The organism is Citrobacter sp. wls615, from assembly GCF_005281355.1.
Lineage (GTDB): Bacteria > Pseudomonadota > Gammaproteobacteria > Enterobacterales > Enterobacteriaceae > Citrobacter > Citrobacter werkmanii.
This window is the reverse complement of record NZ_SZXM01000026.1, coordinates 13,007-37,485: the sequence shown is the minus strand read 5'-3', so window position 1 is coordinate 37,485 and position 24,479 is coordinate 13,007. Positions and strand designations below refer to the sequence as shown.

The 24,479-nt window shown below is 51.8% G+C and carries 20 protein-coding genes; 14 read left to right on the top strand and 6 right to left on the bottom strand.

Translation table 11 applies throughout. The annotated features are described in order from the left end of the window. Nucleotides 1-7 precede the first annotated feature (7 nt). From FDX04_RS08395 to roxA, 8 genes are all read left to right on the top strand, one after another. The gene (locus FDX04_RS08395; RefSeq protein WP_137359953.1) at nt 8-469 is read left to right on the top strand and encodes an NUDIX hydrolase; all 462 of its coding nucleotides are present in this window, start codon (nt 8-10) and stop codon (nt 467-469) included. A gap of 53 nt (nt 470-522) precedes the next feature. Continuing rightward, entirely contained in the window at nt 523-1,629 is a 1,107-nt protein-coding gene (gene mnmA, locus FDX04_RS08390; protein WP_003832402.1) for a tRNA 2-thiouridine(34) synthase MnmA, read from the top strand. A 34-nt stretch (nt 1,630-1,663) separates the two neighbouring features. Next, the gene (gene hflD / locus FDX04_RS08385) at nt 1,664-2,305 is read left to right on the top strand and encodes a high frequency lysogenization protein HflD (RefSeq protein WP_042309320.1); all 642 of its coding nucleotides are present in this window, start codon (nt 1,664-1,666) and stop codon (nt 2,303-2,305) included. A gap of 3 nt (nt 2,306-2,308) precedes the next feature. After that, on the top strand, nt 2,309-3,679 hold the full coding sequence (purB, locus tag FDX04_RS08380) for an adenylosuccinate lyase (protein WP_016153410.1): 1,371 nt from the start codon (nt 2,309-2,311) through the stop codon (nt 3,677-3,679). 434 nt (nt 3,680-4,113) lie between these two features. Beyond that, nucleotides 4,114-5,097: a glycosyltransferase gene (locus FDX04_RS08375; protein ID WP_137359952.1), complete on the top strand. Its 984-nt coding sequence runs from the start codon at nt 4,114-4,116 to the stop codon at nt 5,095-5,097. A gap of 578 nt (nt 5,098-5,675) precedes the next feature. Further along, a complete protein-coding gene (gene phoP, locus FDX04_RS08365) occupies nt 5,676-6,347 on the top strand; it encodes a two-component system response regulator PhoP (RefSeq protein ID WP_042309337.1) in 672 nt (223 codons plus the stop codon). Continuing rightward, on the top strand, nt 6,347-7,810 hold the full coding sequence (gene phoQ / locus FDX04_RS08360; protein ID WP_137359951.1) for a two-component system sensor histidine kinase PhoQ: 1,464 nt from the start codon (nt 6,347-6,349) through the stop codon (nt 7,808-7,810). Before phoP ends, phoQ begins: the two co-directional genes overlap by 1 nt. Before the next feature lie 92 nt (nt 7,811-7,902). Continuing rightward, nucleotides 7,903-9,024: a [50S ribosomal protein L16]-arginine 3-hydroxylase gene (gene roxA, locus FDX04_RS08355; protein ID WP_038639870.1), complete on the top strand. Its 1,122-nt coding sequence runs from the start codon at nt 7,903-7,905 to the stop codon at nt 9,022-9,024. A 104-nt stretch (nt 9,025-9,128) separates the two neighbouring features. On the opposite strand, the gene pepT is transcribed toward roxA, so the two are convergent. Beyond that, complete coding sequence (gene pepT / locus FDX04_RS08350; RefSeq protein WP_061381742.1) at nt 9,129-10,355, bottom strand: peptidase T; 1,227 nt, start codon at nt 10,353-10,355, stop codon at nt 9,129-9,131. Nucleotides 10,356-10,605: 250 nt separating this feature from the next. Here pepT and potA point away from each other — a divergent pair, with 250 nt between their 5' ends. From potA to potD, 4 genes are read left to right on the top strand one after another with little or no spacing between them, the layout of a single operon-like run. Beyond that, on the top strand, nt 10,606-11,742 hold the full coding sequence (gene potA / locus FDX04_RS08345; protein WP_038639864.1) for a spermidine/putrescine ABC transporter ATP-binding protein PotA: 1,137 nt from the start codon (nt 10,606-10,608) through the stop codon (nt 11,740-11,742). After that, nucleotides 11,726-12,583 (top strand): spermidine/putrescine ABC transporter permease PotB, encoded by an 858-nt coding sequence (potB, locus tag FDX04_RS08340; protein WP_087857769.1) that lies wholly within the window; start codon nt 11,726-11,728, stop codon nt 12,581-12,583. Before potA ends, potB begins: the two co-directional genes overlap by 17 nt. Then, a complete protein-coding gene (potC, locus tag FDX04_RS08335) occupies nt 12,580-13,359 on the top strand; it encodes a spermidine/putrescine ABC transporter permease PotC (protein WP_006684943.1) in 780 nt (259 codons plus the stop codon). The genes potB and potC overlap by 4 nt, the downstream gene beginning before the upstream one ends. Before the next feature lie 27 nt (nt 13,360-13,386). After that, nucleotides 13,387-14,433: a spermidine/putrescine ABC transporter substrate-binding protein PotD gene (potD, locus tag FDX04_RS08330; protein ID WP_042309338.1), complete on the top strand. Its 1,047-nt coding sequence runs from the start codon at nt 13,387-13,389 to the stop codon at nt 14,431-14,433. A gap of 102 nt (nt 14,434-14,535) precedes the next feature. Here potD and cobB read toward each other — a convergent pair whose 3' ends face one another. The 5 genes from cobB to lolC are packed head-to-tail and all read right to left on the bottom strand — an operon-like array spanning nt 14,536 to nt 19,440. Beyond that, nucleotides 14,536-15,357, bottom strand: coding sequence for a Sir2 family NAD+-dependent deacetylase (cobB, locus tag FDX04_RS08325; protein WP_042309089.1), 822 nt, complete (start codon nt 15,355-15,357; stop codon nt 14,536-14,538). 15 nt (nt 15,358-15,372) lie between these two features. Then, nucleotides 15,373-16,284 (bottom strand): N-acetylglucosamine kinase, encoded by a 912-nt coding sequence (gene nagK / locus FDX04_RS08320; RefSeq protein ID WP_137370768.1) that lies wholly within the window; start codon nt 16,282-16,284, stop codon nt 15,373-15,375. A gap of 18 nt (nt 16,285-16,302) precedes the next feature. Next, nucleotides 16,303-17,547, bottom strand: a complete 1,245-nt coding sequence (gene lolE / locus FDX04_RS08315; protein WP_042309093.1) for a lipoprotein-releasing ABC transporter permease subunit LolE — start codon at nt 17,545-17,547, stop codon at nt 16,303-16,305. Next, entirely contained in the window at nt 17,547-18,248 is a 702-nt protein-coding gene (lolD, locus tag FDX04_RS08310; RefSeq protein ID WP_042309095.1) for a lipoprotein-releasing ABC transporter ATP-binding protein LolD, read from the bottom strand. Before lolD ends, lolE begins: the two co-directional genes overlap by 1 nt. Beyond that, on the bottom strand, nt 18,241-19,440 hold the full coding sequence (gene lolC, locus FDX04_RS08305) for a lipoprotein-releasing ABC transporter permease subunit LolC (protein ID WP_137370767.1): 1,200 nt from the start codon (nt 19,438-19,440) through the stop codon (nt 18,241-18,243). The genes lolD and lolC overlap by 8 nt, the downstream gene beginning before the upstream one ends. A gap of 261 nt (nt 19,441-19,701) precedes the next feature. Between lolC and FDX04_RS08300 the strand changes: the two genes are divergently transcribed. Together FDX04_RS08300 and mfd are read left to right on the top strand one after the other, a co-directional pair. Beyond that, complete coding sequence (locus FDX04_RS08300) at nt 19,702-20,766, top strand: acyltransferase family protein (protein ID WP_137370766.1); 1,065 nt, start codon at nt 19,702-19,704, stop codon at nt 20,764-20,766. A 118-nt stretch (nt 20,767-20,884) separates the two neighbouring features. Beyond that, nucleotides 20,885-24,331 carry a transcription-repair coupling factor gene (gene mfd, locus FDX04_RS08295; protein ID WP_137370765.1) on the top strand — a complete coding sequence of 1,149 codons (3,447 nt, stop codon included), beginning with the start codon at nt 20,885-20,887 and terminating at the stop codon, nt 24,329-24,331. Nucleotides 24,332-24,479 lie beyond the last annotated feature (148 nt).

Genomic DNA, 24,479 nt, shown 5'->3' with positions numbered 1-24,479 from the left:
AATCGGTATGTTCAAACCACACGTTACGGTCGCCTGCATTGTGCATGCAGAAGATAAATTTTTAGTCGTTGAGGAAACCATAAACGGCAAAGCCTTGTGGAATCAACCTGCCGGGCACCTGGAAGCAGACGAAACCCTGGTACAGGCCGCCGCCCGTGAGCTATGGGAAGAGACAGGCATCAACGCACAGCCGCAGCACTTCATTCGGATGCACCAATGGATTGCGCCGGACAGAACGCCTTTTTTACGTTTTCTGTTTTCTATCGAACTTGCCAATATGTGCGCTACTGAACCCCATGACAGTGATATTGATTGCTGTCGCTGGGTCAGCGCAGAAGAGATTCTCTCAGCGCCAAACCTGCGCTCACCGCTGGTTGCCGAGAGCATTCTCTGTTATCAGAGCGGGCAGCGCTATTCGCTGGCAATGATCGGTGAATTTAACTGGCCGTTTACAGAGGGTGTCAAGTAAAGGGCTGCGTGCTAGAATATGCCGCCTTGAAGTTCAATGTCGTGAGTATTCCTATGTCTGAAAGCCCAAAAAAAGTGATCGTCGGCATGTCCGGCGGTGTCGATTCCTCCGTTTCTGCCTGGCTGTTGCAACAACAGGGCTATCAGGTAGAAGGCCTGTTTATGAAGAACTGGGAAGAGGACGATGGCGAGGAATATTGCACAGCGGCTGCCGACCTTGCGGATGCACAGGCTGTCTGTGACAAACTTGGCATTGAACTGCATACCGTTAACTTTGCTGCAGAATACTGGGACAACGTCTTTGAGCTGTTTCTTGAAGAGTACAAAGCGGGTCGTACGCCGAACCCGGATATTCTGTGCAATAAAGAGATCAAATTTAAAGCCTTCCTCGAATTTGCCGCTGAAGATTTAGGTGCCGATTACATCGCCACCGGTCACTACGTGCGCCGCGCGGATGTCGACGGCAAAAGCCGCCTGCTGCGAGGGCTTGATGGCAATAAAGACCAGAGCTATTTCCTCTATACGCTCGGCCATGAGCAAATCGCGCAAAGTCTGTTCCCGGTCGGCGAACTGGAAAAACCACAGGTGCGTAAAATTGCCGAAGATCTCGGTCTGATTACCGCCAAGAAAAAAGATTCCACGGGTATCTGCTTCATCGGCGAACGTAAGTTCCGCGAATTTCTTGGTCGCTACCTGCCCGCTCAGCCTGGCAAAATCATCACCGTTGACGGCGAAGAGATTGGCCAGCACCAGGGACTGATGTACCACACTCTGGGCCAACGTAAAGGTCTGGGCATTGGCGGTACGAAAGAAGGGACGGAAGATCCATGGTATGTGGTGGATAAAGACGTTGAGAACAACATTCTGGTTGTCGCTCAGGGTCACGAACACCCACGCCTGATGTCCGTTGGCCTGGTGGCACAACAGCTGCATTGGGTCGATCGCGAACCGTTCACCGGCACAATGCGCTGCACGGTGAAAACCCGCTACCGTCAGACTGACATTCCGTGCACCGTTAAAGCGCTGGATGCTGAACGTATTGAAGTCATTTTCGACGAACCGGTTGCGGCGGTAACGCCGGGTCAGTCGGCTGTCTTTTACAATGGCGAAGTCTGCCTCGGCGGCGGAATTATCGAACAACGCCTGCCTTTGCCGGTCTAATTATTTACACATTTGATACAAGGAAGCAGTGAACGTGGCAAAGAATTATTATGACATCACCCTCGCCCTGGCAGGTATATGCCAGTCGGCACGCCTGGTGCAAGAACTGGCGCACCAGGGGCATTGTGATGCCGATGCGTTACACGTTTCACTTAACAGTATCATCGACATGAACCCCAGCTCGACGCTTGGGGTTTTTGGCGGGAGTGAAGCTAACCTGCGACTTGGCCTTGAAACGTTGCTCGGCGTGCTCAACGCCAGCAGTCGTCAGGGGCTGAACGCGGAACTCACCCGCTACACGTTAAGCCTGATGGTACTGGAGCGTAAGCTGTCAGCGGCCAAAGGCGCTATGGACACGCTGGGAGACCGTATCAACGGCTTACAGCGCCAGTTGGACCATTTTGATTTGCAGTCAGAAACGTTGCTGAGCGCGATGGCTGGCATTTATGTTGACGTCATCAGCCCACTCGGCCCGCGTATTCAGGTCACGGGTTCCCCTGCTATCCTCCAGAGCCCACAAGTTCAGGCTAAAGTACGCGCTTCGCTATTGGCTGGCATTCGTGCAGCAGTGCTCTGGCATCAGGTTGGTGGAGGCCGTCTGCAACTCATGTTTTCTCGTAATCGCCTGACGACTCAGGCAAAACAAATTCTTGCTCATTTAACCCCGGAGTTGTGATCTATGGAATTATCCTCACTGACCGCCGTTTCCCCTGTCGATGGACGCTACGGCGATAAAGTCAGCGCGCTGCGCGGGATTTTCAGTGAATACGGTTTGCTGAAATTCCGTGTACAGGTTGAAGTACGCTGGCTGCAAAAACTGGCCGCGCACGCAGCGATCAAGGAAGTTCCTGCTTTTGCTGCCGACGCAATCGGTTTCCTTGATGCGATCGTCGCTAACTTCAATGAAGAAGATGCCGCGCGTATCAAAACCATTGAGCGTACGACTAACCATGATGTGAAGGCAGTTGAGTATTTCCTGAAAGAAAAAGTGGCTGATATCCCGGAACTGCACGCCGTTTCCGAATTTATCCACTTCGCGTGTACGTCAGAAGACATCAACAACCTGTCTCACGCGCTGATGTTGAAAACCGCTCGCGACGAAGTAGTCCTGCCATACTGGCGTAAGCTTATCGACGCAGTGAAAGATCTGTCCGTACAGTATCGCGATATCCCTCTGCTCTCCCGTACCCACGGTCAACCTGCCACCCCGTCTACGCTGGGCAAAGAAATGGCTAACGTGGCTTACCGTATGGAGCGCCAGTACCGCCAGCTTAACCAGGTCGAAATTCTCGGTAAAATCAACGGTGCCGTGGGCAACTATAACGCCCACATCGCCGCTTACCCGGAAGTAGACTGGCATCAGTTCAGCGAAGAGTTTGTTACGTCGCTGGGCATCCAGTGGAACCCGTACACCACGCAGATTGAACCGCACGACTACATTGCCGAGCTGTTTGATTGCATCGCACGTTTCAACACTATCCTGATCGACTTTGACCGCGATGTCTGGGGTTACGTGGCGCTGAACCATTTCAAACAGAAAACTATCGCGGGCGAAATCGGTTCCTCCACCATGCCGCACAAGGTTAACCCAATCGATTTCGAAAACTCCGAAGGTAACCTGGGTCTGTCTAACGCGGTACTGCAACATCTGGCGAGCAAACTGCCGGTTTCCCGCTGGCAGCGAGACCTGACGGACTCAACCGTTCTGCGCAACCTGGGCGTCGGTATTGGCTATGCGCTGATCGCGTATCAATCCACACTGAAGGGCGTGAGCAAACTGGAAGTGAATCGCGATCATCTGCTGGATGAACTGGACCATAACTGGGAAGTTCTGGCCGAGCCGATCCAGACCGTGATGCGTCGCTATGGTATTGAAAAGCCTTACGAGAAGCTGAAAGAACTGACCCGCGGCAAACGCGTTGACGCTGAAGGTATGAAGCAGTTTATCGACGGTCTGGCCCTGCCGGAAGACGAAAAAACTCGCCTGAAAGCAATGACGCCAGCCAATTACATTGGTCGCGCCGTCACTATGGTTGATGAACTGAAGTAATCTGTATTGCGCCGGAGAGCAATTGCGCCTGTTCCGGCCACCAGTTTATGTCGTATGCAAGCCGGATAAGCGTCAGCGCCTTCTGGCTTTTTTCGCCAGTGATAGCCTCCCTTCCCCCGGTTTATTAAATGTTTATCCCCACAGCCACATAATCACCGCTAAACCTTAAAATTGACTTATAATTTTAGAAGATGTTAATTTCTGGCTGACTACAGATTAAGTACATTAATGTATCATGCTGGAAAAGAACTATCCGTTGCTCACGAAATCATTCCGCACTATATTGCAAGTGCACTAGTCTACCTGGTCTACGACTGTATACAATTACACGATGATTTCCTTCTTCGGTATGGTAAGATAAAAAACTCGAGGAAACTCTCAGCCTCGCAAAAAGTTTAATTTGGATTAAGTTTTGTAACTTAAGGAAACATTTAATGGATACCCCTGTCTTGTTAAGCGTCATAATCCCCTGCTATAACTGCCAGGATTATATTTATCAATGTTTACAATCCGTATGCTGTCAAATAGATGATAGCGTCGAGATCATTGTGATTAATGATGGCTCTACAGATAACTCCATTGAAGAAATAGAATCATTCATAAGTAAAAACAAAAATAAATCCATTAAATTAATCACTCAAGTAAACCAAGGTGTATCTGCTGCCAGAAATGCAGGGATTGATGCTTGTTCAGGGAAGTATTTGGCATTTTTAGATGGTGATGATCTTTGGGATTCATCATTTTGGGATAAAATCAGTCCAACACTAAAGCTTGATGACATTGATTTAATTGAGTTTAATGCAAATAGATTTTATGACGACAACACACAGAAAGTAACCGCTGTATCTATCGTATCCACAAACGAAACATTAACCATAGATTCAATAAGTAATCTACGTGAAACATTTTCTAAAAACGAATGGTTTCCATGGGCAAGAGTTTATAAAAAATTCATATTTAATACGTTGCGCTTTCCAATTGACAGGCATTATGAAGATATAGCTTTAATACCCAAGACATATCTTCTATCAAAAAAAATCAAACGCATGACCGATATTCTTGTTTTATACCGAGTCAGGAAAAATAGTATAACTAACGCACCTCGAATAAAAGATGTCGATGATATAATATGTGCCATGGCTGTTTTCAATGAATTGCTTAACACAAAAAGCAAGAGCGAGATCGAAACCATAGCACCAGCGGTTCACCAGACATATAGTCTGGCAAAAAGAATAAGCACAAGAATTAATGGTTATTGCCACTTTAACAAAGAGCAAATTCACCATATAAAAAATGCAATCACACCATTCTCCAGCACACAAACATTGAGCAAGAGAATTAACACCATCTTAATTCGAGAATATTGTCTTATAAAGAAGATAAAATATAAACTTAGGTCTAGTCGGACTAAAGTATAAATAACTTGCAGCCTATTTTTGGCAACTTCTCTAATGGGTTTAGTATCCCTAAACCCCTACTACATAACTATATGTTAACTACTTATACGTAGTTACGCAGGTTGTTCGGGCCAGTTAATATCTGGCGCGCCTAGGATTTGAAGCGATAAATCAATGCACGTTAGTTTTTCCATGCAACTTAAACTTATATCTTCATTCTCTGAATGATGAATAATCATACATAGTTAGATATGACAGGGACAATTATTAACCCGGCAATGCCGAATCTGGCCAGGCAAGGCCGTGCGTCCTCAACGGTCAATAAACAGATGGCAGTTTTATCAGAAATGCTTAAGCTCGCAAACCGAAGCCAGTTTATATTGCATGCTCCTTATGAAGAAGTGTCGCGACTCAAGCTATCCAAAAACGATCCCGATCCACTTTGACTTCATGAGTACCTGGCACTAATAGCCCCCCTTCCCAAGGACGCCCCCACGGGCAGGGGAGCATGAGAAAAGTTATTTAATTTCATAGCGCTGCTTTCAATCCACATAATCAGCGTTAAACTATTCATACCGTTCATATAGGGAGTAACGATGATGCGCGTACTGGTTGTCGAGGATAATGCTTTATTACGCCACCACCTCAAGGTTCAGTTACAGGATTTAGGGCATCAGGTGGATGATGCAGAGGACGCTAAGGAAGCAGACTATTACCTTAATGAACATCTGCCGGATATCGCGATCGTTGATTTAGGGCTCCCTGATGAAGATGGCTTGTCGTTGATCCGCCGCTGGCGCAGCAATGATGTTTCACTCCCGATTCTGGTATTAACCGCCCGTGAAGGCTGGCAGGACAAGGTGGAAGTGCTCAGCGCCGGCGCCGACGATTACGTCACCAAACCGTTTCACATTGAAGAAGTGGCTGCGCGCATGCAGGCATTGATGCGTCGCAACAGCGGTCTGGCATCGCAGATTATCTCCCTTCCACCTTTTCAGGTGGACCTCTCTCGCCGTGAGTTATCCGTCAATGATGAGGTGATCAAGCTCACGGCGTTCGAATACACCATTATGGAAACACTCATCCGTAATAACGGCAAAGTGGTCAGTAAAGATTCGCTCATGCTGCAGCTTTATCCGGATGCCGAGCTGCGTGAAAGTCATACTATTGATGTTCTGATGGGACGTTTGCGCAAAAAAATACAGGCGCAGTATCCTGACGACGTCATCACCACCGTGCGTGGCCAGGGATATCTTTTTGAATTGCGCTAATGAATAAACTATTGCGTCATTTTTTCCCGTTATCACTTCGGCTACGTTTTTTACTGGCAACCGCTGGCGTGGTATTGGTGCTCTCACTGGCCTACGGCATCGTTGCCCTGGTGGGTTATAGCGTCAGCTTTGATAAGACAACGTTTCGCCTGTTGCGCGGCGAAAGCAATCTGTTCTATACCCTGGCGAAATGGGATAACGGTAAAATTAATGTCGAGTTACCCGAGAATCTCGATATGCAAAGCCCCACAATGTCGCTGATTTATGATGAAAACGGCAAATTGCTGTGGGCACAGCGCAACGTCCCCTGGCTGACCCAGAGTATTCAACCTGACTGGCTTAAGACGAACGGTTTTCATGAAATTGAAGCCAATGTCGACGCCACCAGCACGTTGCTGGGCGCAGATCACTCCGCACAGCAGCAGTTAAAAGAAGTCAGAGAAGACGACGGCGACGCTGAAATGACCCATTCGGTTGCGGTGAATGTCTATCCAGCCACCGCCAGAATGCCCCAACTGACCATTGTGGTTGTCGATACCATTCCTATTGAGTTAAAGCGCTCGTATATGGTCTGGAGCTGGTTCATTTATGTGCTGATCGCCAACCTGTTGTTGGTCATTCCACTGTTATGGGTGGCCGCCTGGTGGAGCCTGCGACCTATTGAATCGCTGGCGCGTGAAGTTCGTGAGCTTGAAGAACATCATCGTGAAATGCTGAATCCCGCGACCACGCGTGAACTGACCAGTCTGGTCCGCAACCTCAACCGGCTTTTGAAAAGCGAACGTGAGCGCTACGACAAATACCGCACCACGTTAACCGATCTTACCCATAGCCTGAAGACCCCGCTGGCCGTATTGCAAAGTACGCTCCGCTCGATGCGTAACGAAAAAATGAACGTAAGCGACGCGGAGCCGATCATGCTCGAGCAAATCAGTCGTATTTCCCAGCAGATTGGCTATTACCTGCATCGCGCCAGCATGCGTGGCAGTAGCGCCCTGCTCAGCCGGGAACTGCATCCTGTCGCGCCGTTGCTGGATAAACTTACCTCGGCGCTGAATAAGGTGTATCAGCGTAAAGGCGTTAACATTAATCTCGACATCTCACCTGAAATCAGCTTTGTAGGCGAGCAGAACGATTTTGTCGAAGTGATGGGAAACGTGCTGGATAACGCCTGTAAATATTGTCTGGAGTTCGTCGAGATTTCAGCGCGACTATCAGAAGATCAGCTTCATATTCTGGTTGAAGATGATGGTCCCGGCATTCCGCATAGCAAACGAGAAGTAGTGTTTGACCGTGGACAACGAGTCGATACGCTACGACCAGGACAAGGTGTCGGACTGGCGGTAGCGCGTGAAATCACCGAACAGTACGACGGGCAAATTATTGCAGGTGACAGCCTGCTGGGCGGCGCACGCATGGAAGTCATTTTTGGCCGCCAGCAGCCGGGTCAGAAAGACGAGTAACCGCCGCATGTAATAAATATGTACTGACTTCACGCTTGAGGTTAAGTATCCGTTATAATCGGTTGCAGATACCAGCCTGCGGGATGCTCATTATGGAATACCAACTCACACTCAACTGGCCCGATTTTCTGGAACGCCACTGGCAAAAACGTCCTGTGGTCTTAAAACGCGGGTTTAACAACTTTATTGATCCACTCTCTCCTGACGAACTGGCTGGACTGGCAATGGAAAGCGAAGTCGACAGCCGACTCGTCAGCCATCAGGACGGTAAATGGCAGGTTAGCCACGGTCCATTCGAAAGCTATGACCATCTTGGCGAAAACAACTGGTCGCTGCTGGTACAGGCGGTCAATCACTGGCATGAGCCAACCGCGGCGCTGATGCGTCCGTTTCGCGAGCTGCCGGACTGGCGTATCGATGATTTGATGATCTCCTTCTCCGTACCCGGAGGCGGCGTTGGCCCGCATCTGGATCAGTACGATGTGTTTATTATTCAGGGAACCGGACGCCGCCGCTGGCGCGTGGGCGAAAAACTACAGTTGAAGCAGCACTGCCCTCACCCGGATCTGCTGCAGGTCGACCCGTTTGAAGCCATCATTGATGAAGAGCTGGAACCCGGCGATATTCTGTATATTCCGCCAGGGTTCCCACACGAAGGCTACGCGCTGGAAAACGCCATGAACTATTCGGTGGGCTTCCGTGCGCCAAACACTCGCGAGCTGATCAGCGGATTTGCCGATTACGTTTTACAGCGTGAACTGGGCAGCACATATTACAGCGATCCGGATCTGCCGCCCCGCGATCATCCGGCTGACGTTCTACCGCAGGAGATGGACAAGCTGCGCGAAATGATGCTGGGGCTGATTAATCAACCTGAACATTTCCAACAATGGTTTGGTGAGTTTATTTCTCAGTCTCGTCATGAACTGGATATTGCCCCGCCAGAGCCACCCTATCAGCCTGACGAAATCTACGACGCCCTGAAGCAAGGGGATGTATTAGTGCGTCTGGGTGGATTGCGTGTATTGCGCATCGGCGATGATATCTACGCCAATGGTGAGAAAATTGACTCGCCGCATCGTCCTGCCCTTGAAGCCCTTGCCAGCCATATCGTACTGACGGCCGAGAATTTTGAGGATGCGCTGGAAGATCCATCTTTCCTTGCCATGCTGGCCGCATTGGTTAATAGCGGGTATTGGTTCTTCGAAGGATAGTGTGTGATTGTGCCTGATGCGACGCTAACGCGTCTTATCAGGCCTACCCGAATGAAATATTCCAGGCCGGATGGCAAAGCGCCATCCGGCATCTACCGAGAAATTTACTGCTGCTTCGCGGTTAACTGCGCAATACGTACAATTACCTGCACCGCTTTTTCCATCCCTTCCAGGGTCACAAATTCATGTTTGCCATGATAGTTGTAGCCGCCGGTGAACAGATTAGGACACGGTAACCCCATAAACGACAGCTGCGCGCCGTCGGTTCCGCCACGAATAGGCTTCAGCACAGGTTCAATATCGCAATCGCGCATCGCCTTCTGGGCAATATCCAGCACGTGCGGATGCTCAATCACTTTTTCGCGCATATTGTAGTAGCTGTCTTCGATCACCAGTTCGATATAGCAGTCCGGGTGTAACCCTTTGCCAACCTTCTTGGCGATATCCATGATCTTGCGTTTACGCGCCTCAAACTGCTTGCGGTCAAAATCCCGGATGATGTAGTGCATATCCGCCCGATCAACCGTCCCTTTCATGCTCGCCAGGTGATAAAAGCCTTCATAGCCTTCCGTCGTTTCCGGGCTTTCATCTGCCGGAACCTCGGCGTGAATACGCGCCGCCAGCGACAGCGCATTCACCATCACCCCTTTTGCGGTGCCGGGATGCACATTGTTGCCCACGATCTTGATATTAACCGACGCGGCGTTAAAGTTTTCAAACTCCAGCTCCCCTACGCCACCGCCATCAACGGTATAGGCCCACTGCGCATCGAATGCAGCAACGTCAAAATGCTTCGCCCCTTTACCGACCTCTTCGTCAGGCGTAAAGGCCACGCGAATATCACCGTGCGGGATCTCTTTTTGGATTAGCACAGCCAGCGCGGTCATGATTTCTGCGATGCCCGCTTTATCATCGGCACCCAGCAATGTTTTGCCGTCTGTAGTGATTAGCGTCTGGCCCAAAAGCTGATGCAGTACCGGGAACATCACCGGCGACAGAACTTCATCGCCAATACCTAACGCGATATCGCCCCCGCGGTAGTTTTCAACAATTTGCGGATTAACGTTTTTACCACTGCAATCCGGTGAGGTATCCACATGGGAAATAAAACCGATAGCGGGAATATTGCCAGCAACGTTAGCAGGCAACGTTGCCATCAGCGTCCCCTTTTCGCTGAGTGAAATATTGACCAGCCCCATCTCTTCGAGCTGTTGTTTGAGCAGTTGTAATAACTTCCACTGTCCTTCGGTGCTGGGTACTTGCCGCACGCCCGATTTTGATTGGGTGTCCAGCGACACGTAGTGTAAAAAACGCTCAAGTAGTTTATCCATGCAGTCACCCTCACTTTTTGTGACAACATTATCAATAAGCAACAAAAGACAAATATTGCGTCAGGTCACTTTTATCCCCGCAAGTAAGAATATTTCGCCATGACATCCCCTCTGACTATAGGGCTAAGTCAGTAATTCGCAACAAGGATTGGCGATTACCATGGTTTGCCGTAGAATAACGGCCCTCATTAAGAGTCATCAAGGTGGTTAACCACAAACCCCGCATCGGTCAGCCATCCGTTGCGTTTACATGGGACAGAGTAAAAAATTGAATAAACAACCGCGTTCGCTTTCTCCACTGGTGCAATTAGCGGGAATTCGCAAAAGTTTCGATGGCAAAGAGGTGATTTCCAGCCTGGATTTGACCATTAAAAACGGCGAGTTTCTCACGCTGCTCGGCCCCTCTGGCTGCGGTAAAACAACCGTTCTTCGCCTGATTGCCGGTTTGGAAACGGTTGATTCCGGTCATATCATATTGGACAACCAGGACATCACTCACGTTCCTGCGGAAAATCGCTACGTGAACACCGTCTTCCAAAGCTATGCGTTATTTCCCCACATGACCGTGTTTGAAAATGTGGCCTTCGGTTTACGCATGCAAAAAACACCCGCTGCTGATATCCCTCCTCGCGTTACCGAAGCCCTGCGCATGGTACAACTGGAAGAATTCGCCCAACGAAAGCCGCATCAACTTTCTGGTGGGCAGCAACAGCGCGTGGCGATTGCCCGTGCGGTGGTCAACAAACCTCGTTTGCTCCTGTTGGATGAATCCCTCTCTGCGCTGGACTACAAGCTGCGCAAACAGATGCAGAACGAACTGAAAGCGCTGCAACGTAAGCTTGGTATCACTTTTGTTTTTGTCACGCACGACCAGGAAGAAGCGCTGACCATGTCAGACCGTATCGTGGTGATGCGCGATGGCAAGATTGAGCAAGATGGTACGCCGCGCGAAATCTACGAAGAGCCGAAAAATCTGTTTGTCGCCGGGTTTATCGGCGAGATTAATATGTTTAACGCGACGGTCATTGAGCGTCTGGACGATCAGCGCGTTCGTGCTAATGTGGAAGGTCGCGAGTGCAACATTTACGTCAACTTCGCGGTAGTGCCTGGACAAAAACTGCACGTATTATTGCGCCCGGAAGATCTGCGCGTTGATGAGATCAACGACGATAATCATATTGAAGGTCTTATCGGCTATGTGCGTGAACGCAACTACAAAGGCATGACGCTGGAGTCGGTTGTGGAACTGGAAAATGGCAAGATGGTGATGGTCAGTGAATTCTTCAATGAAGACGATCCTGACTTCGACCACTCGCTCGACCAGAAAATGGCGATTAACTGGGTAGAAAGCTGGGAGGTCGTACTGGCTGATGAAGAACACAAGTAAATTCCAGAGTGTGGTGATCGTCACCATTGTCGGTTGGCTTGTGTTATTTGTCTTTCTGCCCAACCTGATGATCATCGGTACCAGCTTTTTGACCCGTGACGACGCTAATTTCGTCAAAATGGTCTTTACGCTGGAAAACTATACTCGCCTGCTGGATCCGCTCTATTTTGAGGTACTGGTTCACTCCCTCAATATGGCGTTGATTGCCACGCTCGCCTGTCTGGTTCTCGGCTATCCGTTTGCCTGGTTTTTGGTAAAGCTGCCGGAAAAAGTGCGCCCGCTGCTGCTGTTCCTACTGATTGTTCCGTTCTGGACCAACTCGCTTATTCGCATTTACGGACTCAAAATTTTCCTCAGCACCAAGGGCTATCTCAACGAGTTTCTGTTGTGGCTCGGCATTATTGATACCCCTATTCGCATCATGTTTACCCCCAGCGCGGTGATTATCGGCCTGGTGTACATCCTGCTACCGTTTATGGTGATGCCGCTCTACTCCAGCATTGAGAAACTCGACAAACCGCTGCTGGAAGCCGCACGCGATCTAGGCGCCAGCAAATTTCAGACCTTTACCCGCATCATTATTCCGCTGACGATGCCGGGAATTATCGCTGGATGTCTGCTGGTTATGCTGCCGGCAATGGGGCTGTTTTACGTTTCCGATTTAATGGGTGGGGCGAAAAACCTGTTAATTGGTAACGTGATTAAAGTGCAGTTCCTGAACATTCGCGACTGGCCGTTTGGCGCAGCTACCAGCATAACGCTGACTATCGTGATGGGGCTGATGCTGCTGGTCTACTGGCGCGCCTCCCGCTTGCTGAACAAGAAGGTAGAACTCGAATGATCGGTCGACTGCTTCGTGGCGGTTTTATGACCGCTATCTACGCGTATCTGTACATTCCAATCATTATTTTGATTGTGAACTCCTTTAACAGCTCGCGCTTTGGCATCAACTGGCAAGGATTTACAACCAAGTGGTACGGTCTGCTGGTGAACAACGACAGCCTGCTGCAGGCGGCGCAGCACTCCCTGACGATGGCTGTACTCTCCGCAACGTTTGCCACGCTGATCGGTTCACTCACCGCGGTCGCGCTTTATCGCTACCGTTTTCGCGGGAAACCCTTTGTCAGCGGCATGTTGTTTGTGGTGATGATGTCGCCGGATATCGTGATGGCGATTTCGCTGCTGGTGCTGTTCATGTTGATTGGCATTCAGCTCGGCTTCTGGTCGCTGCTGTTTTCGCATATTACCTTCTGTCTGCCTTTTGTGGTGGTGACGGTCTATTCACGTCTGAAAGGTTTTGATGTGCGAATGCTGGAAGCGGCAAAAGATTTGGGTGCCAGCGAAGTGACTATCCTGCGCAAGATCATTCTACCGCTGGCAATGCCTGCGGTAGCCGCAGGCTGGTTGCTAAGCTTTACGCTGTCGATGGATGACGTCGTCGTTTCATCCTTCGTCACCGGACCGGGTTACGAAATTTTGCCCTTAAAAATCTACTCAATGGTAAAAGTCGGCGTATCACCCGAGGTGAACGCGCTGGCGACCATTTTGTTGGTTCTGTCGCTGGTTATGGTGATCGCCAGCCAGCTTATTGCACGTGATAAAACCAAGGGCCGCTAAGGCCCTTAATTCAGGGGACGTTAAATGATGAAAAAATGGTCACGCCACCTGCTCGCGGCGGGTGCTCTGGCACTGGGAATGAGCGCCGCTCACGCGAATGACAACAACACGCTCTATTTCTATAACTGGACTGAGTACGTGCCGCCAGGACTGCTGGAGCAGTTCACCAAAGAGACCGGCATTAAGGTTATCTATTCGACCTACGAGTCGAATGAAACCATGTACGCCAAGCTCAAAACCTATAAAGACGGTGCGTACGATCTGGTGGTTCCGTCTACCTATTACGTCGATAAAATGCGTAAAGAAGGCATGATCCAGAAGATCGACAAGTCGACATTGACCAATTTCCACAACCTCGATCCGGAAATGCTCAACAAGCCGTTTGACCCCAACAATGACTACTCCATTCCGTATATCTGGGGTGCGACGGCCATTGGCGTCAACAGCGATGCCATCGACCCGAAAAGCGTAACCAGTTGGGCAGATCTGTGGAAACCGGAGTACAAAGGTAGCCTGTTGTTAACCGATGACGCGCGCGAAGTCTTCCAGATGGCGCTGCGCAAGCTGGGATATTCCGGCAATACAACCGATCCAAAAGAGATTGAAGCCGCCTATAACGAGTTGAAGAAGCTGATGCCTAACGTCGCGGCATTTAACTCTGACAACCCGGCTAACCCGTATATGGAAGGCGAAGTCAATCTGGGGATGGTGTGGAACGGCTCCGCATATGTCGCGCGCCAGGCGGGGACCCCGCTGGAAGTGGTATGGCCGAAGGAAGGGGGTATTTTCTGGATGGACAGTCTGTCTATTCCGGCTAATGCGAAAAACAAAGAAGGTGCGCTGAAGCTGATTAACTTCCTGCTGCGCCCGGATGTGGCGAAAGAAGTCGCAGAAACCATCGGTTATCCAACGCCAAACCTGGCGGCACGTAAGCTGTTAAGCCCGGAAGTCGCGAACGATAAAACGCTCTACCCTGATGCTGAAACCATCAACAAAGGGGAATGGCAAAACGACGTCGGTTCCGCCAGCGCTATCTATGAAGAGTACTATCAGAAGCTGAAAGCAGGACGCTAATTCAGCATTGTAAGGAATGCCCGATGGCGCTACGCTTATCGGGCCTACATCAATGCGAACCGTAGGCCCGATAAGGCATTTGCCGCCATCCGGCAAAAAAAATCACAGTCCTTTCAATAACCTCTCAACAAACTCGGGCACCACCTGGCTTGCCGGACCATAATGCTTCTCTTCGAACTCGCTTCCCACCTGGCTTGGCTCGAGATTTAACTCTACCGTATGCGCTCCATGCAGCCGCGCCTCATGCACAAAACCCGCGGCCGGGTAAACATGGCCTGATGTGCCAATGGCAATAAACACATCCGCCATTGCCAGCGCCATATAAATTTCATCCATTCCCAGCGGCATTTCACCAAACCACACGACGTGCGGTCGCAGCGGAGCCGGGAACTGGCAGCAATGGCATTTGTCTTCCGCAGTCACATCACCCGTCCACTCCAGAATCTGTCCGCTTTGCGAACAGCGAACCTTGAGCAGTTCGCCGTGCATATGGATGACATTCTGGCTGCCCGCGCGTTCATGCAGGTTATCAATATTCTGCGTCACCAGTAAAAAACGGTCACCCAGCTCGGCTTCAAGTTTTGCCAGCGCGATATGCGCCGCGTTGGGCTGGATTTCTGGTTGCTGCAATTGATGACGACGGGCGTTATAAAATGACTGAACCAGTTCCGGGTTACGACTAAACCCTTCCGGGGTCGCAACGTCTTCGACCCGATGTTCTTCCCAAAGTCCATCCGTCGCGCGGAAGGTTCGAATACCTGACTCGGCAGAAATCCCCGCTCCCGTCAGTACCAGCACTCTTGGTTTTTCCATCAATTCAGGCACCACTCTGTCTCTGAAAAAGATTCGTTGACGCAGGCGATCGCGCAAATGGCGTTTATTTTTACGAAAGCGGCTTAACCGATGACTCCGACGCGACAGCATAACAACCTCTTTGTATTAATCGGTAAGATGTAAAAAAGCGGCCCCGCGCATTCCGCCCGCATCACCGTGCCGTGCCTGCTCAATACGCGGCACTCGGGCAACCGGCAGCAGATGGCGTGGCAATCTGTCCGCCAGTTGCGTCGTAATAGCGGAAAAATTCGACAAACCACCACCAATCACCACTAAATCAGGATCAACGATGGTCAGGATATTCCCCAAACAGACTGCCAGTAAATCCAGATAACGTTCAACATGGGCGCGCGCTTGCTCATCCCCCTGCTCCCACAGCGCGATAATTTCACGGGCATCCAGCGGTTGATGGTAGTAATGCTGATACAACCACGCAAATCCACCGCCGGAGAGATAGCTTTCAATACAGCCTAATTGACCGCATCCGCAGCGGCGCAGTGGGAAATCAAATCCCATCAGCGTCAGCGCATCGACCGGCAAACGAATATGACCAAACTCACCGGTGATATAGTTGCGTCCGGTGATGGATTTACCGTTAAGCACCAGTCCACCGCCGACACCGGTGCCGAGGATTAACCCCATAACCAGCGGATACTGAGTGAACTCGTCGTCCCAGGCTTCAGAGAGAGCAAAACAGTTGGCATCGTTGTCCAGGCGGACATCGCGGTCAAGGCGGGCGCTGAGATCGGCACGGAGCGGTTTACCACTGGCGGCAGGCACGTTGGCCGCGTACAGCGTACCGTCTTCTGTTTGCGGCATGCCAGGAATGCCGATACCCACCGAACCTTTGACGCCAAAGCGCTGGTCCGCTTCCGTTACCAGATTGCAGACCGCATCAAGGAAAGCCTCATAGCTGTCGCGAGGCGTAGGGACGCGTGTTTCCCATTGCAAACGGCGTTGGTTATCAAATACCCCCAGCGCAATTTTGGTCCCGCCGATGTCAAATCCGTAATACATCACCGCTCCTTCTTATTGTTATTGGCCGCTAAGTACTCTCGCAGGATCAATATTGCTGGCGCGACGCGCCGGATACCAACTCGCCAAAAGACTCAGCACTAATGCTGTCACCAGCACGTAGATCACATCCAGCCAGTGTAATTCCGATGGCAGGAAGTCAATGAAATAGATATCGCCAGACAGGAACTGATGGCCGATAAGCGCTTCGATTCCGTTGATGATCGGCGTCAATTGCAGCGAGACAACCACCCCGATGACCACACCTATCAGACTGCCGAACAGACCCGCCAGCAGGCCGTACCAGACAAAAATGGCACGGATCAAACCATCTTTAGCTCCCAGGGTTCTTAATACCGCAATATCACCGCTTTTGTCTTTTACCGCCATCACTAACGTGGAAACGATATTAAAACAGGCCACGCCAATCACCAGCACCATCGCCAGATACATAATGGCGCGGATCATCTGAATATCGCGATACATATAGCCGTAGGTGCCAATCCAACTCTTAATATAAACATAGTTGTTGGTCACTTCACCCGCGTCTCGCACCAGTTTATTAGCGTTAAACACGTCGTTAACTTTCAGCGCAATCCCGGAAACGCTGGATCCCATATCCAGGTATTGCTGCGCGTCTTTCATAGGGATCATGGCAAAGCTGTGATCGAGCTGACCGCTCAGCTGCAAAATGCCCGTCACGTGCAAACGCACGCGTTTAGGCTGCTGTAACTTATGGTCCGCACTGGCGTTAGGGATCATAATCGACACCCAGTCGCCTTGCTTCACCTTCAGCGCATCGGCAATCCCTTTACCAATGATGATTTGCTGCTCACCGGCTTTGAAATTATCCCAGGCGTGGTTCTGCACGAACGATGGCAGCGCGCTTAAACGCTGTTCCTGTTTCGGGTCAACGCCTTTCACTTGCACCGCGCGTAGATTCGCCCCACTCTCCACCAGCCCGGTAAAGTTGATATAAGGCGCTGCGGCGGCAATACCAGGCACTTTCTGTACTTTATCGAGCGCTTCCTGCCAGTTGTTCCACGGCTGGTTAACGGCCTCAATTTCACCGTGCGGGACCACGGCCAGAATACGGTTGTTCAGCTCACGCTCAAAGCCGTTCATGGCGCTTAATCCGACGATCAACACCGCCACACCCAACGCGATGCCAACGGTAGAAATCACAGAAATCAGCGAGACCATACCGCCGCGCCGCCGACCACGGCTAAAGCGCAGGCCAATCAATAACGATAAAGGCGACGCCATTACTCTGCTCCCATCAGGCTCAGTTCAGCCGTCAGGCGACCATCGCGCATTTCAAGCTGGCGGCTCATCCGCTTCGCCAACTGCAGATCGTGCGTAACCACCAGAAATGCTGTGCCCTGAGAGCGGTTAAGTTCACCCAGAAGCTCGAAAATGCTGTCCGCATTACGCGCATCCAGGTTACCCGTGGGTTCATCCGCCAGCACCAGACGAGGGTTGTTCACCAGCGCACGGGCAATCGCCACACGCTGACGCTCGCCGCCCGACAGTTCAGACGGCCGATGGCTGGCACGATGATCCAGCCCTACCGCTTTCAGCATATCGCGCGCGCGCGCAGTGATTTCAGCCGGTTTTTTCTTGCCGATCAGCAGCGGCATCGCCACGTTTTCCAGTGCGGTAAAATCCGGCAGCAGATGGTGGAACTGGTAAATAAAGCCCAGCTTCTGATTGCGCAGCTCCGCCTTCGCCGCAGACGAGAGTTTGCTCATCGGCTGACCGCTAAAAATGACGTCGCCGGAGGTCGGCGTATCCAGCCCACCTAACAGATGCAGCAGCGTACTCTTACCGGAGCCGGAGCTGCCGACAATCGCCATCATCTCGCCTTCGCCAACGCAAAAACTGACATCGTGCAGGACATCGGTCTGCACTGTGCCTTCCTGATAGCGTTTGCACAGGTTGTCGCATTGCAACAGGATCTTATTCATAACGTAAAGCCTCAGCGGGTTGAGTGGCGGCAGCGCGCCAGGAAGGATAAAGCGTAGACAGCAGCGCAATGGCCATCGCCACCAGCGCAATGACGATAACCTGCAGCGGCTCGATGGCGACCGGCAGCGCAGCGCCATCCAGAAGCACGCCAATAATGGGCATCAGGTTGTTCAATTGACTGGCGAGCAATGCGCCCAGCCCTGCGCCCAGCAGCGCGCCGATAATTCCGGCACTGGCCCCCTGGACCATAAACACCATCATTATTTGCCGCGACGTTAGCCCCTGCGTTTGTAGAATCGCCACTTCCCCTTGCTTCTCCATTACCATCAGACCCAGCGAGGTAATAATATTAAAGGCTGCAACCGCCACGATCAGGCTTAGCAGCAGCCCCATCATGTTTTTCTCCATGCGCACGGCCTGGAATAATTCCCCTTTACGCTCGCGCCAGTCCTGCCATTTAGTGCCTTGCGGCAGCGTTTGCTGGCTCAACGTGTCAACCTTTAACGGCTCGTTCAACCACAAACGCCAGCCGGTGATATTACCCACCGGGTAGCGCATCAGGCGTGACGCATCCTGAATGTTGGTCAGCATCTGGTAGCCGTCGACTTCGCTGTTAGCAGCAAAGGTGCCAATCACCGTAAACAGACGCTGGCTCGGCAGACGCCCCATCGGCGTAAACTGACTGGCGGACGGCACCATCACGCGAATTTGATCGCCACGGTTAACGCCCAACTGCCCGGCAAGCTGCTCACCGAGGATGACATTATACTTACCCGGTTGCAGATCTGTTTGCTTCACATTGACCAGATACGGCGTGAGCGGATCTTTTTGCGCCGGGTCGATCCCCAGCATTACGCCAACCGCCACGCTACGTGCACTTTGCAGCACCACATCTCCCGTTGTTATGGGTGCAACGCGGTTGACGCCGTTCAACACCACCGCTTTTTCCGGCAGTTGCTGCGGGTTTAAGGAACCCTGTTGAGACGAGAGAACGGCCTGAGGCATCAGGCCAAGGATATTGTTTTGCAGCTCGCGCTCGAAACCGTTCATCACTGACAACACTGTGACCAGCGCCATTACCCCGAGAGTAATGCCGATGGTGGAGAGCCAGGAAACGAAGCGACCGAAGCGATCTGCTGCACACCCACGCATATAACGCAGGCCGATGAATAGAGCGACAGGTTGGTACATGAAATCCGTCTGGTTGCTGTTAGCAAAGTCACGAGTATATAAGCGAAAGCGGAATGGGTAAATGACTGAACCGTAAGTGTTCGTCAGCACTATTCCTAAAAGTATAAACAAATCAATCCGCTGTAGTTGTCCCTCGTCCCTTCAGTACCGGTCCCTGATCTTTATCCTAAAAAAACAAAATGCAGACAGTTACGCATTACAGCGTACAGCGGGTTGCGCAGGATGGCAGGCTATAGCCAACAATATGGGTACGCTGTCTCGATGAATAAAAAAGAACTATGGATTAATCAAATCAAAGGGTTATGCATTTGTCTGGTGGTTATATACCACTCAGTCATTACGTTTTACCCGCACCTCACCACCTTTCAGCATCCGCTTTCAGAGATACTGAGCAAATGCTGGATTTACCTCAATCTGTACCTGGCGCCGTTTCGTATGCCGGTATTTTTCTTTATTTCGGGCTATTTGATCCGCCGCTACATCGATAACGTTCCCTGGACGACCTGCGTGAATAAACGAATCTGGAGTATTGCCTGGGTGCTGGTGCTATGGGGAGTCGTGCAATGGCTGGCGTTAGTCTCGCTCAATAACTGGTTGGCTCCGCAACGCGATCTGAGTCATGCCGCCAACGCCGCGTATGCCGGATCAATCGCTGGCTTCACCCACGGGATGCTGACCGCCAGCACCAGCTTGTGGTATCTGTATGCACTGATTGTCTATTTTGTGCTGTGTAAGATTTTCAACCGCTGGGCGTTACCGCTGTTGACGCTGTTTGTCGTGCTGAGTGTGGCGATCAATTTTTTCCCCACGCCGTGGTGGGGAGTGAACAGCGTGATTCGCAATCTGCCCTGGTACAGTCTCGGCGCCTGGTTTGGCGCAACGCTGATGGTATGGATCAAAGAGGTGCCCCTGCGCCGTCATACGCTCATCGTTATGGTTAGCGTAGTCGCCGCCGTGGTCGCGTGGCTGGCAAATATTTCGCTACTGCTTTCCCTCCTGTCTATTGTACTGATCATGAAGCTGTTTTATCAGTTCGAGCAGCGCTTTGGTATGCGCGCATCCAGCCCGTTAAGCGTGATTGGATCCAATACCATCGCCATCTACACCACCCACCGTATTTTGGTTGAGCTGTTCAGCTTAACGCTCATCCCCAAAATCAATCATGCCGCCTGGCCTGCGTACGCCGAGTTGCTCCTGCTGCTGGTTTATCCCTTCGCCTGCCTGCTGTTGTGCACCCTGTTTGGCTTGCTGGTGCGTAAAATTTCGCAAAAAACCGTTGCCGACTTGCTCTTTTCCCCGCCATCTTTATCGACATCCTCGCGCTAATTTCAACGTGCTTTTTGCCCCCATCAGGGGGCGAATCAATTTGCTTATGAGAAACGATCACGGATAATAAAGAACATTGCTTATCAGATGTATATCTAAACGAGATCCTGACAACCGAATGCCTGAACAACATCGTTACACGCTCCCGGCCGGCGCTTCCGACCAGCGCCAGTTAGGTGAACTGACCGGCGCAGCTTGCGCGACGCTGGTCGCCGAAATCGCTGAACGTCATGCGGGTCCTGTAGTACTGATCGCGCCGGACATGCAAAATGCCCTGCGACTGCATGATGAAATTCGTCAGTTTACCGACCAGATGGTAATGAACCTGGCGGACTGGGAAACGCTGCCCTACGATAGCTTTTCCCCTCATCAGGAGATTATCTCCTCGCGACTGTCCACCCTGTATCAGCTCCCTGCCATGCAGCGCGGTGTGCTGATTGTGCCGGTGAACACGCTGATGCAGCGCGTCTGTCCGCACAGCTATCTGCACGGTCATGCGCTGGTGATGAAAAAAGGTCAGCGGCTTTCGCGCAACGCCCTGCGCGAACAACTGGACAGCGCGGGCTACCGCCATGTTGATCAGGTGATGGAGCACGGCGAATACGCCACGCGCGGCGCGTTGTTGGATCTGTTCCCAATGGGCAGTGAATTGCCTTATCGTCTGGACTTTTTTGATGACGAAATCGACAGCCTGCGTCTGTTTGATACCGACACCCAGCGCACGCTGGAAGAAGTCGATGCCATTAATTTGCTGCCCGCGCACGAATTCCCGACCGATAAAACGGCGATCGAGCTGTTCCGCAGCCAGTGGCGCGATACCTTTGAAGTTAAACGCGACGCCGAACATATTTACCAGCAGGTTAGCAAAGGCACGTTACCTGCGGGTATTGAATACTGGCAGCCGCTGTTTTTCAGCGAGCCGCTGCCCCCCCTGTTCAGCTATTTCCCCGCCAATACGTTATTGGTCAATACGGGTGATATAGAGACCAGTGCAGAACGCTTCCAGGCCGATACCCTGTCGCGTTTTGAGAATCGGGGTGTTGATCCGATGCGCCCGCTTCTGCCGCCGCACTCGCTGTGGCTGCGCGTTGATGAGCTGTTCTCCGAACTAAAACGCTGGCCGCGCGTTCAACTGAAAACCGAGACACTGGCGAACAAAGCCGCGAATACTAACCTCGGCTTCCAGAAGTTGCCAGATATCGCGGTTCAGGCGCAGCAAAAAGCACCGTTAGATGCGTTACGTAAATTTCTTGAAGCCTTCACCGGTCCGGTGATTTTCTCGGTTGAAAGTGAAGGTCGTCGCGAAGCGCTCGGCGAACTGCTCGCCCGTATCAAAATCGCGCCGAAGCGCATACTGCGTCTCGACGAAGCCATCGACAATGGCCGCTATCTGATGATTGGCGCAGCCGAACACGGCTTCATTGATAGCAAACGCAACCTGGCGCTGATTTGTGAAAGCGATCTGCTCGGGGAACGTGTGGCGCGCCGCCGCCAGGATTCTCGTCGCACCATCAATCCGGATACGTTAATTCGTAACCTCGCCGAACTGCATCCAGGTCAACCGGTGGTGCACCTGGAGCACGGCGTTGGCCGTTATGCCGGGATGACCACGCTGGAAGCGGGCGGTATCACCGGCGAGTACCTGATGCTCACCTACGCCAACGACGCCAAATTGTACGTGCCTGTGTCATCGTTGCACCTGATCAGCCGCTACGCTGGTGGCGCGGAAGAAAATGCGCCGCTACATAAACTGGGCGGAGATGCCTGGTCTCGTGCCCGCCAGAAAGCCGCTGAGAAGGTGCGCGATGTCGCGGCAGAACTGTTGGATATCTATGCTCAGCGGGCGGCGAAAGAAGGCTTTGCCTTTAAGCATGACCGTGAGCAGTACCAGCTGTTTTGCGACAGCTTCCCGTTTGAAACTACGCCCGATCAGGCGCAGGCTATCAACGCGGTCCTCAGCGATATGTGTCAGCCGCTGGCCATGGATCGTCTGGTGTGCGGCGACGTCGGCTTTGGTAAAACCGAAGTCGCGATGCGCGCCGCCTTCCTCGCCGTAGAGAACCACAAGCAGGTTGCCGTACTGGTTCCGACCACCCTGCTCGCGCAGCAGCACTTCGACAACTTCCGCGACCGCTTTGCCAACTGGCCGGTACGCATTGAGATGCTGTCCCGTTTTCGTAGCGCCAAAGAGCAAGCGCAAATTCTGGAGCAGGTTGCCGAGGGTAAAATCGATATTCTTATCGGCACCCACAAACTGCTGCAAGCGGACGTGAAGCTAAAAGATCTGGGTCTGTTGATTGTCGATGAAGAGCACCGTTTTGGCGTTCGCCATAAAGAGCGCATCAAAGCAATGCGCGCGGATGTCGATATCCTGACGCTGACGGCAACGCCTATTCCGCGTACGCTCAATATGGCGATGAGCGGCATGCGCGATCTGTCGATCATTGCCACGCCTCCTGCCCGTCGTCTGGCGGTGAAAACCTTTGTTCGTGAATATGACAATCTGGTGGTTCGCGAGGCTATCCTGCGTGAAGTTCTGCGCGGGGGGCAAGTTTATTATCTGTTTAACGACGTTGAAAATATCCAGAAAACCGCTGACAGATTAGCGGAACTGGTGCCGGAAGCGCGTATTGGTATCGGCCACGGTCAAATGCGCGAGCGCGAACTGGAACGCGTGATGAACGATTTCCACCATCAGCGCTTTAACGTGCTGGTGTGTACCACCATTATCGAAACCGGCATCGACATTCCGACCGCCAACACCATTATCATCGAACGCGCCGACCACTTTGGTTTAGCGCAATTGCACCAGTTGCGCGGTCGTGTGGGACGCTCACACCATCAGGCGTACGCCTGGCTGCTGACGCCGCATCCAAAAGCGATGACCACCGACGCGCAAAAGCGCCTGGAAGCCATCGCCTCGCTGGAAGATTTGGGCGCTGGCTTTGCGCTGGCGACCCACGACCTTGAAATTCGCGGCGCCGGGGAACTGCTGGGTGAAGATCAGAGTGGTTCCATGGAAAGCATCGGCTTCTCGCTGTATATGGAGCTGCTGGAAAATGCTGTCGATGCGCTCAAAGAGGGACGCGAACCGTCGCTGGAAGATCTCACCAGCCAGCAAACCGAAGTTGAACTGCGCATGCCGTCACTGCTGCCGGATGACTATATTCCCGATGTCAACACGCGACTGTCGTTCTACAAGCGTATTGCCAGTGCGAAAGGCGAAAACGAGCTGGAAGAAATTAAGGTCGAGCTGATAGACCGTTTTGGTCTGCTGCCCGATCCGGCCCGTACGCTGCTGGATATTGCCCGGTTACGCCAACAGGCGCAGAAACTGGGTATCAGAAAGCTTGAAGGCAATGAAAAAGGCGGCACGATTGAGTTTGCAGAGAAAAACCACGTCAATCCGGTCTGGCTGATTGGTTTACTGCAAAAACAGCCGCAGCACTTCCGTCTGGACGGCCCAACCCGGCTGAAATTTATGCAGGATCTGGGCGAACGCAAAACGCGAATCGACTGGGTACGCCAGTTTATGCGCCAGCTTGAAGAAAACGCCGTAGCATAGTGAACAGGCCGGGAGCGCACACAGCCCTCCCGGCCTGTGAATTTACAAACTCTTTGCACTTCCCTGCACTTCCCGACACAGCAAACGGCCATAATTCCTGTTTACTTTTACATAATAAAAACCACGTAAAAACAATGGATTTATGGTG

What these genes read in the sequence shown, in the direction of transcription:
- nagK (WP_137370768.1), bottom strand. Translation starts at nt 16,284, where the DNA reads ATGTATTACGGATTTGACATCGGCGGGACCAAAATTGCGCTGGGGGTA.
- phoP (WP_042309337.1), top strand. Translation starts at nt 5,676, where the DNA reads ATGCGCGTACTGGTTGTCGAGGATAATGCTTTATTACGCCACCACCTC.
- potD (WP_042309338.1), top strand. Translation starts at nt 13,387, where the DNA reads ATGAAAAAATGGTCACGCCACCTGCTCGCGGCGGGTGCTCTGGCACTG.
- mnmA (WP_003832402.1), top strand. Translation starts at nt 523, where the DNA reads ATGTCTGAAAGCCCAAAAAAAGTGATCGTCGGCATGTCCGGCGGTGTC.
- lolD (WP_042309095.1), bottom strand. Translation starts at nt 18,248, where the DNA reads ATGAATAAGATCCTGTTGCAATGCGACAACCTGTGCAAACGCTATCAG.
- purB (WP_016153410.1), top strand. Translation starts at nt 2,309, where the DNA reads ATGGAATTATCCTCACTGACCGCCGTTTCCCCTGTCGATGGACGCTAC.
- FDX04_RS08395 (WP_137359953.1), top strand. Translation starts at nt 8, where the DNA reads ATGTTCAAACCACACGTTACGGTCGCCTGCATTGTGCATGCAGAAGAT.
- pepT (WP_061381742.1), bottom strand. Translation starts at nt 10,355, where the DNA reads ATGGATAAACTACTTGAGCGTTTTTTACACTACGTGTCGCTGGACACC.
- lolE (WP_042309093.1), bottom strand. Translation starts at nt 17,547, where the DNA reads ATGGCGTCGCCTTTATCGTTATTGATTGGCCTGCGCTTTAGCCGTGGT.
- phoQ (WP_137359951.1), top strand. Translation starts at nt 6,347, where the DNA reads ATGAATAAACTATTGCGTCATTTTTTCCCGTTATCACTTCGGCTACGT.
- lolC (WP_137370767.1), bottom strand. Translation starts at nt 19,440, where the DNA reads ATGTACCAACCTGTCGCTCTATTCATCGGCCTGCGTTATATGCGTGGG.
- roxA (WP_038639870.1), top strand. Translation starts at nt 7,903, where the DNA reads ATGGAATACCAACTCACACTCAACTGGCCCGATTTTCTGGAACGCCAC.
- cobB (WP_042309089.1), bottom strand. Translation starts at nt 15,357, where the DNA reads ATGCTGTCGCGTCGGAGTCATCGGTTAAGCCGCTTTCGTAAAAATAAA.
- FDX04_RS08375 (WP_137359952.1), top strand. Translation starts at nt 4,114, where the DNA reads ATGGATACCCCTGTCTTGTTAAGCGTCATAATCCCCTGCTATAACTGC.
- FDX04_RS08300 (WP_137370766.1), top strand. Translation starts at nt 19,702, where the DNA reads ATGAATAAAAAAGAACTATGGATTAATCAAATCAAAGGGTTATGCATT.
- potB (WP_087857769.1), top strand. Translation starts at nt 11,726, where the DNA reads ATGAAGAACACAAGTAAATTCCAGAGTGTGGTGATCGTCACCATTGTC.
- potC (WP_006684943.1), top strand. Translation starts at nt 12,580, where the DNA reads ATGATCGGTCGACTGCTTCGTGGCGGTTTTATGACCGCTATCTACGCG.
- mfd (WP_137370765.1), top strand. Translation starts at nt 20,885, where the DNA reads ATGCCTGAACAACATCGTTACACGCTCCCGGCCGGCGCTTCCGACCAG.
- potA (WP_038639864.1), top strand. Translation starts at nt 10,606, where the DNA reads ATGGGACAGAGTAAAAAATTGAATAAACAACCGCGTTCGCTTTCTCCA.